Origin of the sequence: Plantactinospora solaniradicis, from assembly GCF_042658085.1 — a bacterium.
Lineage (GTDB): Bacteria > Actinomycetota > Actinomycetes > Mycobacteriales > Micromonosporaceae > Plantactinospora > Plantactinospora solaniradicis.
On sequence record NZ_JBHSPR010000128.1, the window covers coordinates 1 to 1239 of the forward strand.

A 1239-nucleotide genomic window follows, 5' to 3' on the forward strand; every position below is an offset into this window, starting at 1 on the left:
GTCGGCACGACCAACTCGGCGGACTCCTACACGAATACGAGAACGCCGCCTGACCAGCGCAGACGGGATTGTCGGCACCCGCAGGGTTGCCACCTTGGCTACGGCGGACGTACGTGGCCCCAGGTTGACGGCTGAAGCTGGCCCCACCTACGGCCGAAATGACTCCGCGGCTCCGGACCTGTTTGGCCTTTTTTACTTCGATAACCACTGATGGTCATGTCGGTTGAAGTTGGCCCCATACGTTGGGGTGCTGCCCGTCGTTCGCCGCCGCTGGCTGCCTCTTTTGGCCAGATCGCGTACCGGGCAGGTGCGCGGAGATGTCGCCCCGGCACTGCTTCGAGGCTCGCTCGCATCGTTTGGGCCGTTCGGCCTGCTCGTGTCCCAGGTCCCGATGGGGGCGCGAGACCTACCGGGCGGTGCTGATCTGTGGAACGATCTTGCTATGCCGATCGATCAACACCTGCTCTTGGCGTTTACGGTGACCACCATCATCGCCATGGTCAGTCCCGGGCCGGACATGTTGTTCGTCTTGGGGTGCGGGATGCGCGGTGGTCCGCGCGCCGGCTTGCTCGCGACGGCGGGGGTGGCAACGAGTGAGGCTGTCCACGTCGCTGTGGCGGCGGCCGGACTGGCCGCTCTATTCGCGGCGGTGCCGACCGCCTTCACGGTGGTGCGGATCGTCGGAGGCGCCTATCTGATCTACCTTGGGGTGCAGATGATTCGTCACCGCAAGCGCGAGCAGAGTGAGCTGCCAGTCGTCGGCGGGGGGATTTCGGGCCGGCGGGCCTATCTCAGTGGCTTGTTGACCAACCTACTCAACCCGAAGATGGTCACCTTCACGATTGCGTTCCTGCCCCAGTTCATCAACCCACAACTGGGTCAGGTCTGGGTGCAGTTCGCGATCCTCGGCACCATTCTGATCGCGCTGGAGTTCATCGTCGACGGCACGGTGGGCGTGCTCGCCGGTCGGATCGGGGGATGGCTACGTCGCCGGCAGGCCGCTCGCCGTCGCATCGACACGGCCACAGGAGGTGTGTTCATCGGGCTGGGAGTGCGACTGGCCGTCGAGCGATGATCTCGTGGCTTAGGTCGGCGATTTCAGTCAACTGCTCGCCAGGGGCGGTCGGTGACGGGGTGCATGTGCCCGCGTCTGCGCCCCTTGCCGGCCTCCGTTTGCCACTAGTGCCTCGTCTTTGAAGGTTGATCGTGTAATCCGCCGGTTCTGGGCATGTCTCGGGC

At 64.7% G+C, this 1239-nt stretch carries 1 protein-coding gene; it reads left to right on the forward strand.

All coding sequences use genetic code 11. The features are described 5' to 3' along the window. Positions 1–442 precede the first annotated feature (442 nt). The gene (locus ACFP2T_RS47675; protein WP_377434665.1) at positions 443–1075 is read left to right on the forward strand and encodes a LysE family translocator; all 633 of its coding nucleotides are present in this window, start codon (positions 443–445) and stop codon (positions 1073–1075) included. Positions 1076–1239 lie beyond the last annotated feature (164 nt).